The sequence below is a fragment of the Pseudomonas sp. Pseusp3 genome (genome assembly GCF_047304225.1).
Lineage (GTDB): Bacteria > Pseudomonadota > Gammaproteobacteria > Pseudomonadales > Pseudomonadaceae > Aquipseudomonas > Aquipseudomonas fluorescens_CD.
The window spans coordinates 38262-54571 of record NZ_JBGLYV010000007.1; the positions used below are offsets into that span (position 1 = coordinate 38262).

The 16310-nt window shown below is 56.7% G+C and carries 12 protein-coding genes and 1 pseudogene; 6 read left to right on the forward strand and 7 right to left on the reverse strand.

All coding sequences use genetic code 11. From position 1 onward, the window contains the following. Window positions 1-4: 4 nt before the first annotated feature. Window positions 5-1498, reverse strand: coding sequence for an aldehyde dehydrogenase (locus ACCD00_RS04225; RefSeq protein ID WP_413422175.1), 1494 nt, complete (start codon window positions 1496-1498; stop codon window positions 5-7). Between the two features lie 279 nt (window positions 1499-1777). On the opposite strand from ACCD00_RS04225, the gene ACCD00_RS04230 reads away from it, so the two are divergent. Then, window positions 1778-2512, forward strand: a complete 735-nt coding sequence (locus tag ACCD00_RS04230; protein ID WP_222590372.1) for a FadR/GntR family transcriptional regulator — start codon at window positions 1778-1780, stop codon at window positions 2510-2512. A gap of 105 nt (window positions 2513-2617) precedes the next feature. Next, a complete protein-coding gene (locus ACCD00_RS04235; protein ID WP_413422177.1) occupies window positions 2618-3361 on the forward strand; it encodes a histidine kinase in 744 nt (247 codons plus the stop codon). A 918-nt stretch (window positions 3362-4279) separates the two neighbouring features. Here ACCD00_RS04235 and ACCD00_RS04240 read toward each other — a convergent pair. The 4 genes from ACCD00_RS04240 to glaH form a co-directional block, all read right to left on the reverse strand. After that, window positions 4280-5701, reverse strand: coding sequence for an aspartate aminotransferase family protein (locus ACCD00_RS04240; protein WP_413422179.1), 1422 nt, complete (start codon window positions 5699-5701; stop codon window positions 4280-4282). 100 nt (window positions 5702-5801) lie between these two features. Continuing rightward, window positions 5802-7250, reverse strand: coding sequence for an NADP-dependent succinate-semialdehyde dehydrogenase (gene gabD / locus ACCD00_RS04245; RefSeq protein WP_413422181.1), 1449 nt, complete (start codon window positions 7248-7250; stop codon window positions 5802-5804). A gap of 13 nt (window positions 7251-7263) precedes the next feature. Continuing rightward, window positions 7264-8538 (reverse strand): L-2-hydroxyglutarate oxidase, encoded by a 1275-nt coding sequence (lhgO, locus tag ACCD00_RS04250; RefSeq protein ID WP_413422183.1) that lies wholly within the window; start codon window positions 8536-8538, stop codon window positions 7264-7266. A gap of 89 nt (window positions 8539-8627) precedes the next feature. Next, the gene (gene glaH, locus ACCD00_RS04255) at window positions 8628-9605 is read right to left on the reverse strand and encodes a glutarate dioxygenase GlaH (protein ID WP_413422185.1); all 978 of its coding nucleotides are present in this window, start codon (window positions 9603-9605) and stop codon (window positions 8628-8630) included. A 195-nt stretch (window positions 9606-9800) separates the two neighbouring features. Between glaH and csiR the strand changes: the two genes are divergently transcribed. Continuing rightward, a complete protein-coding gene (gene csiR, locus ACCD00_RS04260; RefSeq protein WP_413422187.1) occupies window positions 9801-10499 on the forward strand; it encodes a DNA-binding transcriptional regulator CsiR in 699 nt (232 codons plus the stop codon). Window positions 10500-10691: 192 nt separating this feature from the next. On the opposite strand, the pseudogene ACCD00_RS04265 reads toward csiR, so the two are convergent. Then, window positions 10692-11462, reverse strand: a pseudogene (locus ACCD00_RS04265) (IS5/IS1182 family transposase); the annotation flags it as partial. A 430-nt stretch (window positions 11463-11892) separates the two neighbouring features. On the opposite strand from ACCD00_RS04265, the gene ACCD00_RS04270 reads away from it, so the two are divergent. Together ACCD00_RS04270 and ACCD00_RS04275 are read left to right on the forward strand one after the other, a co-directional pair. Next, window positions 11893-12222: a hypothetical protein gene (locus ACCD00_RS04270; RefSeq protein ID WP_413422189.1), complete on the forward strand. Its 330-nt coding sequence runs from the start codon at window positions 11893-11895 to the stop codon at window positions 12220-12222. A 135-nt stretch (window positions 12223-12357) separates the two neighbouring features. Then, on the forward strand, window positions 12358-13326 hold the full coding sequence (locus tag ACCD00_RS04275) for an ArdC family protein (protein ID WP_413422190.1): 969 nt from the start codon (window positions 12358-12360) through the stop codon (window positions 13324-13326). Between the two features lie 125 nt (window positions 13327-13451). On the opposite strand, the gene ACCD00_RS04280 is transcribed toward ACCD00_RS04275, so the two are convergent. Then, entirely contained in the window at window positions 13452-13649 is a 198-nt protein-coding gene (locus ACCD00_RS04280) for a hypothetical protein (RefSeq protein WP_032803416.1), read from the reverse strand. 223 nt (window positions 13650-13872) lie between these two features. Here ACCD00_RS04280 and mobH point away from each other — a divergent pair, with 223 nt between their 5' ends. Further along, the gene (gene mobH, locus ACCD00_RS04285; protein ID WP_413422192.1) at window positions 13873-15594 is read left to right on the forward strand and encodes a MobH family relaxase; all 1722 of its coding nucleotides are present in this window, start codon (window positions 13873-13875) and stop codon (window positions 15592-15594) included. The last annotated feature ends 716 nt before the right edge of the window (window positions 15595-16310 follow it).

Genomic DNA, 16310 nt, shown 5'->3' on the forward strand with positions numbered 1-16310 from the left:
TGCCTCAGAGTTGTATCCAGGTGGCCTTGATCTCGGTGTACTTATCAAAGGCATGTAGGGATTTGTCACGGCCATTACCGGACTGTTTAAAGCCGCCGAACGGCGCCATCATGTCACCGCCGTCATAGAGGTTGACCCAAACACTCCCGGCACGAAGTGCGCGGGCCATGTTGTGGGCTCGAGACAGGTCAGCCGTCCAGACGGCTGCTGCCAGTCCATAAGGGGTGTCATTGGCGATGCGTATCGCATCCTCGGCTTCGTCAAATTCGATCACTGACAGTACAGGACCAAAGATCTCTTCCCGGGCGATTTTCATCGAGTTGCTGACATTGTCGAACAGGGTCGGCTCGACATAACTGCCGCCGGTTTCTGCCAGTACCGCATGTCCACCCAGCAATAGCCGCGCACCTTGTACCTGACCCTCTTGGATGTATTGCAGCACCCCTTCCAGATGACGACCGTCCACCAGTGCACCGACATTAGTATCAGGGTCGAGCGGATGTCCCGGCTTCCAGCCCTTCATGGCCTCGACAACCATTGGTACAAAACGCTCCTTGATTGACGCCTGCACGAGCAAACGTGAACCGGCGGTGCAAACCTCGCCCTGGTTGAAGGCGATGGCTGCCGCTGCAGCTTCGGCCGCCACCTGCAGATCAGGGACATCGGCAAATACAATGTTGGGACTCTTGCCGCCGGCCTCGAGCCAGACCCGTTTCATGTTTGACTCACCCGCATAAACCAGTAATTGCTTGGCCACTTGGGTAGACCCGGTAAACGCCAAGGTATCAACGTCACCGTGCAAGGCCAACGCCTTGCCCACGGTGTTGCCATAGCCCGGCAGAACATTGAGGACACCCGCTGGCAGACCCGCCTCCAGAGCAAGCTGTGCGATGCGGATAGCGGTCAGCGGAGAACGCTCCGAGGGTTTGAGGATCACCGAGTTACCGGCAGCCAGCGCCGGCCCCAACTTCCAGGACGCCATCATCAGTGGGAAATTCCACGGCACGATAGTAGCGACCACCCCGACCGGCTCCCGGGTAACCAGCCCGAGCTGATCGACCGAGGTCGCTGCCACCTCATCGTAGATCTTGTCGATTGCCTCACCGCACCAGCGGATACTGTCAATGGTCCCCGGGAGGTCGACAGACAGCGAATCGGAAATCGGCTTGCCCATGTCCAATGTTTCCAGCAGAGCTAGCTCTTCGGCATGGGCCTGCAACAATTCGGAAAATCGCACCATCACGGCCTTGCGCATTGCAGGTGCTTGGCGTGACCAAACGCCGGACTCGAACGCCGACCGGGCGCTGGCTACCGCCAAATCGGCATCCGCCGCATCGCAACTCGCGACCAGGGCAAGCACACACCCATCGATAGGACTTATGCACTCGAAGGTTGCACCTGAACTGGCCGACACATATTCGCCATTGATAAAGGCTCGCCCTTCGATGCTCAGCGCCTTGGCTCTGGCTTCCCACTCTGATCGGGTCAACTGACTCATGGTTAAAAGTGCTCCTGGGTTCGGATGGATGCGATCTCAAATCGCCTTAAACCTATGGAACCATATCTTTTAATCCATGAGAACCCCAAAAAAGCGGGTTTAAGGTGATTTTTTTGACTTTTTATGCGTTAAAACTCTAGAATCACCACACGAACATGCACAAAAATAACATTAAATATGAAATAGAATTTTAAAAGAAACACACATCCGGACGCGCTTGACGCTACATCGGACTATTGCCACAGGCGTAAAACGGCGCCGCCCATGAATGAATCAACCATGAGCCCTACTTCAAGCCTCATACGCCTTAACCAGGAAGGTAAAACGGAGTCTGTTACCCGTCGCCTGATAGAAATGATCGATCTGGGTTTGTTCACAGAAGGCGAACAGCTCCCCAATGAAAGTGTCCTGGCCACACAACTCGGCGTTGCCACGGTCACACTGCGGGACGCGTTGGCGGTCTTGCGCGAGCGCGGGGTTATCGAAACCCGTCGCGGACGCAGCGGCGGGAGCTTCATCTGCGCCGCGCCGCAAACCTCAGATCAGTCTCTGTTCGATCAACTTCGTGAAATCAGCACGCTTGAACTGCGCGACCTCGCCGATGAACACGCTGCCATTTCAGGCGCGGCCGCCCGACTAGCGGCTCAGCGCGCCGGGCCTGAGCAACATGCAAGACTGAGCAGCTTTGTCGACGCTCTGGCCAACGCTCAAGAGCGGCGAGACCGCCGACGAGCCGACGCCAGATTCCATATCGAAATAGCCGTGGCAGCGCAGTCTGTGCGCCTGACTCACAGCGAAGCGCGCTTGCAGGCGGAACTTGGGGAACTGTTATGGCTGCCGTTTGCCGGTCAACCGGATCCACAGACCATCGAACGGGAACATAGAGCTATCCTGGAAGCCATCGTAGCGAACGACGCCAATCTGGCGGGCGCCCTGGCAGAAGCACATGTAACAAGAGGCGTTCGCCGCTTAAGCACCCTACGACTACAACAAATGGCAGAAGGCGACTTATGAATGGAACGAAAATTGCTGAATTACTCGCTCGCTATGCAGCACGGCGTCGCATACCTCGCCGACTGCAGGCACCGCATTGTCTTCTCTGAGTCATGAGGTAGAGCCATGGCTAACGAAATGTCAGCAAACGAGTTGTCCCAATGTGCCACGTTGATCAACGCTTCCATTAGTAACGTATTCAAGGGGCTCAACGATATGAGCGCCCAAGTATTGAGCATTTGGGAACATCTGTGTTGCAACACGAAGCGCCCCAGCCAAGGCGACCTCAAGCCATTGCTGCCTATTATCCGGAAAGTCCTGAACTCGGAGAGCCTCAAGTTTCATGGCGCCGGAGTTGTCTTCGCTCCTGGTGAGCTGGAAGATCGCGAGATGCATCTGGAGTGGTGGTGCCGAACCCAAAAAGAAGAGATCCAGCCTCTGACACTGAATTTTAATAGCCGTAGCGACCGTTTTTACGATTACCTGCACATGCCTTGGTACACCCGCCCCCAGCAAACCCGGCAGCCCTCCATAGACGGCCCGTTCGTGGATTTGTACGGCACGGAGCAGTACATCGTTGCCTTCTCGGTTCCTATTTTTTTCGCAGATCGCTTCATTGGTGTAGCGGCTGCCGATATTTCTCTGCACTCCCTGGAACCCTTGCTCGTGCGCAGCCTTATGCGGGTCAGTAACGAGGCGTTGTTACTCAATGCCGAAGGTCGAGTGCTGGCGGCTAACACACCGAGTTGGCTGGCCGGTGATTTGATCCGAGGTACCCTGAGCCTGGACAACGAACAGGGGCGCGTCCTGAGCCTTATCGACACATCGTCATATTGGAGCGTCGTGGAGCGGCCTGTGCCAAGGTGCTGATCAAGACTCCATCTTGGTTTGAAAAACCAAATCTCAACCCATGCGCTTCAGGAAGAATCCCGTCGAATGAAAGCTCCTGCCATGGATGGCTGGTGGTCGCCATGCACTCCGCTACCGAAAGCGCCCCCCATCCAGCCGCCTATCCCGTCAAGCTATTGCACCAGAACCAACTCAACCGACTTGGCAAGGCTGTGCTCGCTCGCCGCGGCAATGGAAAAACACCACCTCTAGAAGGACTGTCATTCGCGTAGCCGCAGGTGGTCGCGCAGCCACTGAGGTTCTTCACGAAGCCCGGGAACGACAGAAACAAGAACTTTGATGCGTCATGCCACACGTTTCCTGCCTGTCGGACCTGTCTAAAACCCGCACCGCGGTCAGATCATTTTTCGAAGAATGGAGCCAGAGGGCTGAGCTCAAATCGAGGCCGCTGCGGTGAACATGAATACAGCTTTTGACCTGGAGGTTAGCCAGCATTGCCTGAAAGCACGGTAGGCCTACAACCTTTTCTACGGGGTCATCAAATATGGCCGAGCAGGGATCAATCAGGTACGAGTCGACGAGACCAATCGACTGCATCACAACAAACCAGCCCTATTAGGTTATCAAGCAAGCCCGCTGTTTACTGCTGCGCAATCCAGAGAACCTGAAGAAGCCGGAACAACAGGTTCCTCTAGAGGCATTGTGAGCCGGGTTCATTGGTCAATGCACACCGGTCAATTAAAAGGAATAAATCATGGTCATCAAACGGATGGTGTACGGCTACCCGGACAGCGAACTCTTTTTCATGAAGATCAAGAGCGTCTTTCCCGGTAATCCGTGAAGAATCATTTTTTTACTCACGAAACGAAGGTCGTGGCGCGACCAGCACCCTGCGCCGCGCCGATGACCGATACGACTTTATGACACCAAGTGACGCTATCAGGAGTTGTGCGTGTAGCCCTCCCACTGATGCCACATGCTTTGGTTGACACCCAGGCCAAACCAGCGGTCTGTGTCGTCGAGTGCACGGCTGAAAATATCAACCACGAGCTGTATTTCTTCTTTCGTGGAAATCAACGGCGGGCAGAATGCGATCGAGTCTCCCATCGCCCTTGTGATCATGCCGTACTCCTGCGCACGTCCCGCCAGGTAGCGCCCCAGCTTCCCAACCGTATCCATCGGTTCCTTTGTCCGACGATCCGCAACGAGCTCCACAGCAGCGATCAATCCACAGCCCCTAACCTCCCCTACCAACGGATGATCAGCAAATTGAGCCAGTCCGGCTTGAAGTTGTTCGCCCAACTCGCAGGCGTGCTCGACAAGCCGCTCTTCTTGGATGATCTTTATGTTTTCCAGCGCAACTGCGGTCGCAACCGGGTGGCCGCTGCCGGTGAACCCATGACCCAGAGTACCGAAGGTGTGGCTTTGATCGGCAATCCCCTCGAAGACCTTATCGTTGATCAGGACTGCCGCGATCGGTTGATACGAAGAAGATAATTGCTTGGAAACTACCATGACGTCTGGCTTGATGCCGAAGGTTTCGCAGCCAAACATCTTGCCGGTACGACCGAAGCCGCAAATGACTTCATCCGCGACAACCAGCACATCATATTTGCGGCACACCGCCTGAACCTTGTCCCAATATGTGCGCGGAGGCACGATCACGCCGCCCGCCCCCATCAGCGGTTCGCCGTAAAAAGCGGCTACGGTATCAGGGCCCTCTCGGAGGATGACATTTTCCAGTTCAGTTGCCAGGCGATCAGCAAATTGTTCATCGGTCTCGCCAGGCTTGGCATTGCGATAGTGGTGCGGACAAGCGACGTGAAAGAAGCCGGGCAGCGGCACATCAAAGCCACGTTGGTTCGCCTGCAACCCGGTCAGACTGGCGCTGACAGCAGTAATGCCGTGATACGCATTGTGACGGCTGATGAACTTCTTTTTGCCAGGCTTACCAATGGCATTATTGCGATACCAGATCATCTTCACGACGGTGTCGTTGGCTTCAGAACCTGAGTTAGTAAAGAAGACCTTGCTCATCGGCACCGGGGCGAGTTCGATCAGCTTCTCAGCCAATTCGATACTGGGTGTGTGAGCCTTGTGGCTGAAGAGGTGATAAAAGGGAAGTTTGCGTAGCTGTTGCTCCGCAGCCTTGATCAGGCGCTCATTACTGAAACCCAGCGCCACACTCCAAAGACCCGACATCGCTTCGAGATAACGCTTGCCTTGGCTGTCATAGACGTAAACGCCTTCGCCACGTTCGATGATCAGCGGGCCTACTTCCTGGTGAAGTCGGGCATCCGTATAGGGGTGCAGTTGATGCTGAACATCCTTTTCGGCGAGAGAAAGATACGAGCGATTCATGTTAAGGAACTCCGGGGAATGGCGGCCATATGGCGTTGTTGCAGGCTTTGGTGGGTGTTCATTTCCACCCCTCTTGACGCTTGATGAATGTCCGCCGTGATCACACGCCGATACAGAGGTATTTGATTTCCAAGTAGTCCTCAATGCCATACTTGGAGCCTTCACGCCCCAGACCTGAGGCCTTGATGCCACCGAACGGCGCCACTTCGTTGGAGATGATCCCGGTGTTGACGCCGACAATGCCGTATTCCAGGGCTTCGCCCACACGGAACACCCGGCTCAGGTCGCGGGCATAGAAGTAGGACGCCAGGCCGAATTCGGTGTCGTTGGCCATGGCGATCACATCGGCTTCATCCTTGAAGCGGAACAGCGGTGCCAGCGGGCCGAAAGTTTCTTCCTTGGCAACGGCGGCGTTGCGCGGTACATCCACCAGCACGGTCGGCTCGAAGAAGGTCCCGCCCAAGGCATGCGGCTTGCCGCCGGCAACCACGCGAGCGCCTTTGCTCACAGCGTCTTCAATGTGCTCCTGGACTTTGGCCATGGCTTTGGCGTCGATCAGGGGGCCGGTGGTGATGCCGTGTTCCAGGCCATTACCAATGTTCAATTTGGCCACGGCCGCGGTGAGTTTTTCGACGAAGGCATCGTAGACACCATCCTGGATATACAGGCGATTGGCACAGACGCAGGTCTGGCCATTGTTACGGTACTTGGAGACCAGCGCGCCTTCGACGGCGGCGTCCAGGTCAGCGTCATCGAACACGATGAAGGGGGCATTGCCACCCAGTTCCAACGAGACCTTCTTGATGTCCTTGGCGCACTCGACCATCAACTGACGGCCGATTTCGGTGGAGCCGGTGAAGGTCAGCTTGCGCACGAGCGGGTTACCGGTCAGCTCGCTGCCGACTTCGCCGGCACTGCCGGTGACCACGCTGAACACACCTTTCGGAATACCGGCGCGCTCGGCCAGCTCCGCCAAAGCCAGGGCCGAGTAAGGAGTTTGCGAGGCCGGCTTGAGGACCATGGTGCAGCCGGCGGCCAGGGCCGGACCGGCCTTGCGGGTGATCATCGCCGAAGGGAAGTTCCACGGAGTGATGGCGGCGGTAACACCGATCGGCTGCTTGAGCACCATCAGTCGCTTGTCGACCTGGTGACCGGGGATCATGTCGCCATACACGCGCTTGGCCTCCTCGCCGAACCATTCCAGAAAGGAGGCGGCGTAAGCGATTTCGCCACGGGACTCGGTCAGTGGCTTGCCTTGCTCCAGGGTCATCAGGCGAGCCAGGTCTTCCTGGTTGAGCATCATCAGATCGAACCACTTACGCAGTTTGTTGGCGCGATCCTTGGCGGTCAGGGCGCGCCAGGCCGGCAGCGCCTTGTCAGCGGCTTCAATCGCGCGACGGGTTTCGGTCGCGCCCATCTTCGGCACGCTGCCGATGATTTCACCGGTGGCCGGGTTGTTGACCTTAAGCGTTTGGCCATTGTCGGCATCTACCCAGGCACCGTCGATATAGGCTTGCTGGCGGAACAGTTTCGGATCGTTGAGTTGCACGCGAAATTCCTCGTTAGCGGGTTGCGACGGAGGCCGCCATCGGGGCGGTCCGAGTGGAGTTGGCGGATTTGACAAAACTGACGCCTGTGCTGGCGAGCTGCTCGCGGACCTTATCGACGATGTAGGCGCCGATCGGGATCGCGGAGGTCGCTGCGGGCGACGGGGCGTTGCAGACGCTGACGCTACGGGCGGTGTTGACGAACAGGAAGTCGTCGATCAACTTGCCGTCCAGCGAGACCGCCTGGGCGCGGACACCGGCCGGGTAAGTGGTGAGGTCGCTCTTGTTGATGCTCGGGCAGTACTTCTGTACTTCCTTCAGGTAGCCGCCCTTGAACAGTGAGTTTTTCATCTCGATCAGGCCGGGACGCAGGTTCTTCATCAGCACCTTGAGAATGCCCGGGGTGGTCAGGGTTTCGAACATGTCCGACAGCGAGAAATCGGTCTTGAGATAGCCTTCGCGCTTCATTGCCAGCACCGCGTTGGGGCCGACGGTGACGGTGCCGTCGATCATGCGGGTCAGGTGCACACCGAGAAATGGCATGGCCGGATCCGGGATCGGGTAAATCAGATGGTTGACGATCTGATTATGCTGTTTGGGCAGCAGGTAATACTCGCCGCGAAACGGGCAGATGATGAAGTTGGGCTTGATCCCGAGCATGCGCACCACGCGGTCAGCCATCAGGCCCGAGCAGGTGATCAGGAAACGCCCGTGGTGTTCCAGAGTGTCAGTGCGCACCACTACTTCATCCGGACGCTCGTCGATGGCAACCACTTCGCTGTTGTAGCGGATCTCGCCACCGGCGGCTTCGAATTCGCGACCCATTGCTGCGGTGACCTCGGCGTAGTTCACGATGCCGCTCGAAGGCACGTAGATACCGCCCAGGCCGACGATATTCGGCTCGCGCTCGCGCAGCTCGGCGGCCGACAGCCATCCACGCCTCAGACCATTGGCTTCGGTGCGGTCCCACAACGCGCTCATGCGCTGCATTTCCAGCTCGTTGGTGGCCACCAGTAGCTTGCCGCACTCGTCGTAACGGATGCTGTGCTTGTCGCAGAAGGCCTTAGTGGCCTTGTTCCCTTCCAGGCAGAAACGTGCCTTCAGACTGCCGGGGGTGTAGTAAACACCGGCATGGATCACTCCACTGTTGTGGCCGGTCTGGTGCTTGGCCGGGCCGGACTCTTTCTCCAGCAGGAGGATTTGTGCGTCCGGGTAAACCTGGGTCAGTTGCATGGCCGTGGACATACCCACAATGCCGCCACCGATGATAATGAAGTCGTACGCAGCCATTAGCTTGCACCCACCTGAATTACGTTTTTGTTGGAAGCGCGACGAGGGCCACACGGGGTGGCCCTCGTCATTTCAGCGCTTGGCAAACCTTATTGGCCGCGTTGGTACATGGTCTTCTGGTAGCTGATGTATCCGCGCTGGCGCATCAACTCACGACGCAGGCCCGGGTGGGCAGTAAAGCGGTCACGGCCGTGCAGCCAGAACATGTTGTTGACCAGCACGAAGCTGCCGACCGGCACCGGTATCGAAACCTTCTTCTGGCTGCCTTCCAGGGATTCGCTCATGGCGGTCAGCCAGATGCCTTCCTCGAAGTCCTTGGGCTGCACAAACTGGTCGATGTAGCGCATGGTCGGGCGGCCTTCGGCGTCGTTGTCGAACACCGCGTGGAACACGTCTTCACGCACGTTCTTGCTCGGTGGCGCGGTGAAGCGCATTTCACGGCGGGCCAGCGGGTGCGTGTAGTAGTGGTTGAGGTCCTCCCAGTCGTCCAGGTGCAGCAGCAGGGTGTTGCCGCCTTCCATGTTCTGCTCGTCGATCTTCATCATCAGCACGTAGTCGGTACGTTCCTGAACGAAGGTGCCGTCGTTGTGCAGTTCCATGACCCGGTGTGGCTGGCGCAGGTAACTGTCGGAATTGTCGGTGTTGACCACTGCGAAGCGCGCGTAGAACTGTCCGCTCATGGCATCGAAGTTGGACCGACCGATCAGGTGGGCGACGGCGGAGGAGAACTTGACCATGTCATCGGCTTGGGTCACGTCATTCAAACCTTCAGGCGTGATCAGCATGCCGCCCGTGGCGCGGTCCAGAATGGTGTTGACCAACACCGGGCGCAAGGTGCCTTCGCACAGCTCGTCAAGGATCTGCCCGACCCGGAAACGCAGGAACGACTTGTACTCCAGAGCCTGGACCGGCCATTCAGCCACCGCCTTGACGAATGCGTCGACGGTTTCCTTGGCGAATTTCAGCTCAAGCAGGCGCGGCGACTGGCTGGAAGGGGTAAGGATGAAGCCCTTAGTTTCCGATGGGAGTGGCATCACAAGGTCCTGAATCTGAGTAAAGGCGTTCATGGCAGTTCCTGGGCAGAAGGTAGGGATTAGCCCCTCCAGCATTGATCTGGATCAGGCGCAGAGCAAAAATATCGCCATAAATAAATAATGTCTACGTTTTTATTGTTGATCGACAAAATCACATTCCGTCTTATATTTTTCGTATGACAGATGTTTAGGTATGATTGGACCTTGTCGATATCAGGAGCAGTACCTTTGGATAGCCTCGCCCCCAAGCAGAACTCTGCATTTAGCGGGTATGAGCGGCTCAAACAGGACATCATTCGTGGTGTCTTCAAGCCCGGTGAGAAGCTCCTCATGAGCGGGCTCAAGGAGCGTTATGACCTGGGTGTCGGCCCGCTGCGAGAGGCGCTTTCGCAATTGGTGGCCGAGCATCTGGTAGTGGTGATCAGCCAGAAGGGCTACCGGGTCGCGCCCATGTCGTTGCAGGAAATGCAGGACATCTACGATGCCCGCGCCAACCTCGAAGCGATGATCGTAGGCTTGGCTATCGAGCGCGGTGACGACGCTTGGGAGGCGCAGATCCTGGCCCAGTCCCACACCCTGTCCAAAGTCATGGACGTGAAAACCCGAGAGCAGGTCTTGGATGTCTGGGACGAACGGCACAAGGCCTTCCACACGGCCATCGCCGCCGGTTGTGGCTCAAAATACCTGTTACAGGCGCGCGGTTATTTGTTTGACCAGGCCGAACGCTACCGCCACCTTTGGCTGACCCGGACGGTCTTCTCCGAAGAAGCACTAGCGTTGAAGCGCAAGGAACATGCCGCGTTGGTTGAAGCTATTCTGGCGCGCGATGCGCAACGGGCCAGCACTATGATGCGCACTCACCTGATGACGCCGGTGCCGATCATCGCCGAGATCATGCTGGTGCAAGGAATGGGCAGCGCCGCATAAATTTGAGATTAAACGGGTCGGCCAAAGCGAGCATACCCGCCCTCTCTAGCTGAAGCATTGGCGACGCCTGCAACCCCCTTACTTCGCGCAGCCCTCCACGCAGGCTCCCCTGCCGGACAGCACTGCGTGGCTATCAATGCCGTAGCACAACGCCGCACTGCAACCGCATGGCCAGAGCGCATTGCCTGGATCGTAAGAGATGGTGTTGGCTTTGGTGACGTGCGAACGCAGTTTTTTGAAGGCTCGCCATGTGCTGCACAAAGCATTGCCAGTTGGGCAGCGGTATTCCTCAGCCTCTTCATTCCAGTGGAAGTTATTGCTCGAGAGACTGCCGTTGTTGCGCTCCGTTTTGTCCCACACCAGTACATGCTGCTCGACGCTTTTTTCCATCGACGCCGTACCATAGGTGGCGTCGCCGACGAGGTGCTCTGGCTTAATATCGAATGACTCTTCGACACGCTCAACCATGGTATTGGTACTTTCGACTCAGCCGTTCGATGAGCCGGTGTGGGTTCCACATCCACGATGACACTGTGCTCGGTATCGATCAGGTAGTTCGTAGAGTAGGCGAAATACTGGGCCGTCCGGAGTGGCGGTCCCGCGGGCTTGAGGATCTGTCCGCGATAGGCGCTTCGGTAGCATTTCGGTCAGGGCCTCCTCATCCAGTGCCTCAAGGTACTCATGCACAGCCCGGGAGCTCAGGGCCGGATCGCTCCAGTTAATCTGTTCATCTCCCGGTACACCGCGCTGCCGACTCGCATCCGCTTTGATGATGCTGGCATCCACGGCAGATCCTTCGCTTTTGGCCTGCGCCCATGTAGCGACGCAGCACTTCATTGGATAACAGCGAAACAGATTGCTGCCCCGAAAACAGCCGTGTCGATTTTTGGAAAAAAGTAGAGTGATTGGGTACTTCATTTCAAGGTTCAACCAGCAAAACCAGCGATACTTCAGATTCAAATGGTCCCCCGTAGTGACCTACTCCTGTTCAGGTCAAAAGCAATTTCACACTTGACCGTCTATCAGTTCACTCGCCTGGAAAATCCACTCTGGAAACGAGTAGACAACTTTCGTGAAATAGCTCCTCTGAAGTGGTTGATCCGCATAACCCCCTAAGCTAAATATGAGTACGGATCGCTGTTATCGACAGCACCTGCCCAGGTAGCCAGAGCCTTCAAGGCTACGTCACTTCCGTGGTGGTTCTCCCCAAGTGCGATTAGCGTTCGGTGGCTCGCACGGTGACCGTTTCTACGGTGATGAACGGCTACTGCTCTCCAGAGCGCCTTTCGAGCGCTGCTCGCCAAGCAAACCTTCTTGTTTTTCTTCAACCCACTGCCGGGAAATTCTTTCCCGCACGGGACAGGTTTCTTCGCGCTTTCAACGGAGGTACACCATGTCCGACTCACTTACACCGGATGCACTGAACACTCTTCGGTTGCCCATTGTGTTCACGCCTGGTGCTTGGCAACACGCAGTACTGCTCAAGCACTCCGTTCATCCTGAGAAGCTGCAGGTCGATCGGCTGAGTAACGTATTGCGCGCAGCCTTCGAGGCGCACCGGGCCTCTCCACATGAGCCTTATGTGGTGTTCGAGGTAGCCCACATCGCATCAACGGGTCATCCCCACCATGATCCGTTGCTGCAGCTGAGCCTCCGCCTGCTCCATGAGCCAGAGCAGCCTGACGCCTTGCTAATCGCTCTCGTGGGAGAGCATCAGCGCTAAACGCATACGACCGTACTCGGCCCCCAGATCCACACTCAGATGGTATGCAAGTCCTGCATCAATTCACCCATCACCCAACCGGGGAACCCTTCCCGACGGGCAAGGCGTTCCTCCGTTTTTGTCGAGGAAAATGCCATGCGCGATATCTACCAAGACGTGACTGATAAGATCGTTACTGCGTTAGACCAAGGCGTTGCCCCCTGGATCAAACCTTGGTCCTCAAGTGGCTCAGCTCACGTCGGTCATCATCACCCCTACCCCATTAACGCCATCACGCGGCGTCCCTATTCAGGGATTAATTTACCGTTGCTCTGGGCCGAGGCCAGATTGCAGGGATTCACTCAAGATGGTTGGCTGACCTTCAATCAAGCCAAAAAGGCCGGTGGGCACATCCGTAAGGGTGAGCACAGTACTCTGGCTGTGCTCTACAAGCCGATGGAGCGCGAGGAGCAGACCGAGTCTGGCCAACCCGTACTCGATGATAACGGTCAACCCAAGGTCACTCACTTCGGCATTCTCAGGACGCATTTTCTGTTCAATATCGAGCAAACGGAGGGGCTCGAAGCGCTCAATGAAACCCTGCTCAAGACGGAACCGAGTGATCCCTTCCAGCCCAACAGCGCCGCGGAAAATCTGCTATTGCGTTCGGGTGCGAACATCGTTCATCGATCTGCCGACGACGCCTTTTACCACCCGATCAGGGATCTCATCCAACTGCCGACAAAAGCGCAATTCCATGATGAAGGTGGGTACTACGCCACCGCACTTCACGAGCTGACGCACTGGACCGGGCATCACGCTCGGTTGCAGCGTGAAGGCGTGACGTCAGCCTGTCCGTTCGGCTCGCCAAGCTACGCGTTTGAGGAGTTGATCGCCGAAATGGGCGCTGCGTTTTTATGTGCCAACACCGGTATACAGGGAGAGCTGCGGCACGAAGGCTACATCGACTCCTGGCTCAGCCTGCTCAAGGCTGACAAGCGCGCAATCTTTCGTGCCAGTGGCCACGCTCGAACCGCCTCGGAGTATGTACTCAACCTGGAGCAGCAACTGAAGCAAGCGGTCTTGGATGATGCACTACGCAGGAACGATAGAGCTTACTTGTGACCTCACCGCTGCAATCGCTTCACAGGGCCCAACTCGAGTTGGGCCCTTTTTTCTGCGCTCAGAAAAAAGCCCCGCACTGCGAGACTCTGACGCGAAGAGCAACAGATGGGTAGCCCTGCAGCATGTCATTCCGTATCCAGGTTCTGCGCCAGAAAATCCACCAGCTCAAGTGGACTTCGGCTGTCGATCACTTTGTAGATCAGATCGCGTTTACTGCGCGGCAACTTCTTCACCACGCTCTTCGCCGAGGCCCTGACGGCTTCGTCGGTCCCATGGATACGTGCCGCGAGCAGCAACACGAGCGTGGCGTCAGTGAGGTTCATAGCAAGACCCAAAAAATATGCACCGCAGTGTACCGACTCTTTTCTTTGCAGTACCAGCCCCCCAACAAAACGATGTCTAACAGTATCCATATTCCGATTGCGGTACAAAGGGACACGAGCCAAAAGGGTGAGTAAGGGTTGGAAGGGAATGGGGACTCAAGGGTAAGAGCTCTATCCGAAAAGGCTAAAAGGCCACTGACCCAAGCACCTCCCGGAGGTCACGATGCTCAGCCTGTTTCGCCCCAAAAGGCAGAAGCCCCCTCCGCCGCCGACCGTGAACGTCGCCGACGGTTACCTGCCCATCGAGTCGGCCCACAGCTTGTTAGCAACGGAGCACCGCCGCCAGTTACTCGATCGCATCTGGCAGTACACCGCCCTCTCCCACGCCCAATTCACCCAGCTCTATTTAAATCCGATCCATCGCTACGCCGAACAGGTCCAGCAACTCCCAGCCAGCGAGACGCACCACCATGCGTATCTCGGCGGCATGCTCGATCATGGGCTGGAACTGGTCGCGTGCAGTTTGAAACTGCGTCAGTCGTATCTGCTTCCCACTGGCGCCGCGCCCGAAGACCAGGCTGCCCAGACCGACGCTTGGTCCGCAGGCATCGCCTATGGCGCCCTGCTGCATGACATCGGCAAGATCGCCGTGGACCTGCTGGTTGAACGCCAGGATGGCCGGCTTTGGCATCCTTGGCAGGGTCCCCTGGATCAGCCCTACCGTTTTCGTTACCTCAAAGGTCGTGACTACCACCTGCACGGTGCCGCCGCCGGCTTGCTCTATACCCAGATTCTCGACCGCCCGATCCTGGACTGGCTCAGTGGATTTCCGTTGCTGTGGGCCAGCTTGCTGTATGTCCTGGCCGGTCAGTACGAACGTGCCGGCGTACTCGGCGAGTTGGTCATTCAGGCCGACCGAGTCTCCACCGCACAGAACATTGGCGGCAACCCAAGCAAGGCGCTACAAGCGCCGATTCATTCGCTGCAACATCACTTGATCAGCGGACTGCGTCATCTGGTTCAGCACGAGCTGAAACTCAACCAGCCGGGTGCCGCGGGTTGGTTGACTCAAGACACACTGTGGCTGGTCAGCAAGACGGTCACGGACAAACTGCGAGCCTATCTGCTGTCGCAATCGATTGAGGGCATTCCCTCGTCCAACATTGCCGTGTTCGACGAACTGCAGTCGCATGGGCTGGCCGAGTCGACTTCAGAAGGCAAAGCCATCTGGACCGCTCTTGTCGCGCAGGGGGACTGGCAGCAGAGCTTTACGTTTTTGCGCTTTCAACCGGCGTTGATCTGGGGGAACGAAGACCGCCCAGAAGCTTTCAGCGGAACGGTGAGCGTGGCAGTCGATGACCACCCGACTGACGCTCCGGTATCACCACCGCCGAAGGCAGTCAGTACAAGGTCAACTCAAAGCCAATCGCAGCCCGATCCAATGACTATGGAAGATGCGGACTACTTAGGATCGTTGCTGGATATGTTCGAGGTAGTGAAGCCTGAGGCCTGTGATGCACCGTCCGCAATTGCTCTCAAAATCTCAAACCCTCCTGTGAATAACCCTGGTCAGGTTTTCCTGAATTGGGTTAGGGAAGGCATCCAGAGCCACAAGCTGATCATCAATGACAGCAAAGCGAAAATCCACACGGTGGGTGGCAGCGTATTTCTGGTAACACCTGGCCTCTTTCAACGCTATGCGCAGGAGTTTCCTGGAATCTCTCAGGGCGCCTGTCAAGAGATCGAAGAATGGCGTTGGGTGCAGAAGCAGTTTGAGAAACTGAAGGCCCACAGAAAACGTGACGATGGCTTGAACATATGGATCTGTCAGGTCGAAGGTCCTCGGAAGAAAGCAAATCTTAAAGGCTATTTGCTCGAGACTCCGGCGTTGTTGTTCAACATTGTGCCTGCCGACAATCCTTTTCTTAAAATCGTCAATGCTTAAATTTCCATAGCAGCCTATTGGATCCCTACGACATTCTGTATCGCTAGTACTTGCCAGCCTTGTCCACTCCACTCAGTCCTATCACGATCAATAACGGTCTTTGTGGCCTCATACTTTTTTCAATTCGATCCTTTAGCCACAACTGTACCTGCTGTCGAACTCTCACATCCCCCGAGTCGTCAAGCACCGCAACCGCTCATGCCCCTGGCTGTAGCGAAACCGACACTGCTGCCATTCACCTTGAACACTTGTCCAACCCGGAGAGCGGCTGTGATTAGCCTCTGAATTTCGACAGGCATGTTTGCCGTTCGCTTACAGAAAGCGTGCCTTGCTAACAGCGCCCTCCCCCGAAACCTTACTGTTCAACATTTCCGATGCTTGTCGAGCAGTACCTAACGTCACTCGATCACCACCTCGGGTCGGCTAGCACTAGAAAGCGATACGCAGTGGGTAGTGGAAGATAAGTCCTGCTACGGTAAAGTCCGAACGTCGCCAATTGAAGCGTAGCAATGTCGGCCACGCCCTCTTCGTCTGGACATTCTAGCTACTCATCCCCGCACGGCTTATGATGATGGCAGCTTGGCATTGCCCCGCTCCGTTCTCGGAGCGCTTCGGAGCTACGCGCCTTTTCTAACCACGGATGGATCCTAGGCTCCGCGCTTCGCGAAATAGTCCTCAGGCCTCTCGTCCGCCAAGAAAGTACGCTTTCCGCACAA

Coding starts and splice junctions, on each gene's coding strand:
- ACCD00_RS04225 (WP_413422175.1), bottom strand. CDS start 1,498: ATGAGTCAGTTGACCCGATCAGAGTGGGAAGCCAGAGCCAAGGCGCTG.
- ACCD00_RS04230 (WP_222590372.1), top strand. CDS start 1,778: ATGAGCCCTACTTCAAGCCTCATACGCCTTAACCAGGAAGGTAAAACG.
- ACCD00_RS04235 (WP_413422177.1), top strand. CDS start 2,618: ATGGCTAACGAAATGTCAGCAAACGAGTTGTCCCAATGTGCCACGTTG.
- ACCD00_RS04240 (WP_413422179.1), bottom strand. CDS start 5,701: ATGAATCGCTCGTATCTTTCTCTCGCCGAAAAGGATGTTCAGCATCAA.
- lhgO (WP_413422183.1), bottom strand. CDS start 8,538: ATGGCTGCGTACGACTTCATTATCATCGGTGGCGGCATTGTGGGTATG.
- glaH (WP_413422185.1), bottom strand. CDS start 9,605: ATGAACGCCTTTACTCAGATTCAGGACCTTGTGATGCCACTCCCATCG.
- ACCD00_RS04270 (WP_413422189.1), top strand. CDS start 11,893: ATGTCCGACTCACTTACACCGGATGCACTGAACACTCTTCGGTTGCCC.
- ACCD00_RS04275 (WP_413422190.1), top strand. CDS start 12,358: ATGCGCGATATCTACCAAGACGTGACTGATAAGATCGTTACTGCGTTA.
- ACCD00_RS04280 (WP_032803416.1), bottom strand. CDS start 13,649: ATGAACCTCACTGACGCCACGCTCGTGTTGCTGCTCGCGGCACGTATC.
- mobH (WP_413422192.1), top strand. CDS start 13,873: ATGCTCAGCCTGTTTCGCCCCAAAAGGCAGAAGCCCCCTCCGCCGCCG.